The 642-nt window shown below is 66.7% G+C and carries 1 pseudogene; it reads right to left on the reverse strand.

The features are described from left to right. Positions 1-642: pseudogene (locus tag ABD323_RS43500) on the reverse strand (RNA-binding protein); the annotation flags it as partial.

Below are 642 nucleotides of genomic sequence, written 5' to 3' on the forward strand. Positions count from 1 at the left end.
CCGAGCTCCTTGCTGATGTTGGCGTAGGTGCCGCTCGGGGTCTTGGCGTAGAAGGCCAGCACGTCGTCGCCGGCCAGGTCGTCCCCGGGCTGGACGTTGGGCCACATCCGGGGGTTGGAGAGCAGGTCGTCGTTGGTCATGGCCATCTCCTGCAGCCACGGCCACCGGTCGATGTTGCCCTTCACGAAGCCGTCGGCCTGCAGGATCGCCAGGTCGCCGTCGTTGCGGAAGTCGGCCATCTTGGTGTCCCAGCCCCAACCGGTCCAAGCCACCCCCTGCTCGCGCGCCTCCTGGGTGAACGGCGCGATGTCCTGCTCCAGCTTCTCCTTCATCTCGTCGTTGTTCTTCGCCTGGTTGATCCAGAGGAAGTTGGACTCCTCCAGGCCCCAGGCGGCGGTGATGTTGCTGACCATGATGTCGAAGCTGCCGTTGTGGTTGACGTCGGCGAAGTCGACGCCCATGCCCTTGAACGAACCCTTGCCCAGGACGAAGGACTTGGGCGTGGTCGCGTCCCGGCGGCCGGTGGCCTCGGTGAACGCGATCCGACCCGGCACGGAGCGGTTGTACAGCAGGTGCGCGTGGCCGAAGTCGTTGGCGATGTACAGGTCCGGCAGGCCCCTGCCGGTCAGGTCGGTGCCGGCG

Origin of the sequence: Kitasatospora nipponensis, assembly GCF_039528135.1 — a bacterium.
Classification (GTDB): domain Bacteria; phylum Actinomycetota; class Actinomycetes; order Streptomycetales; family Streptomycetaceae; genus Kitasatospora; species Kitasatospora nipponensis.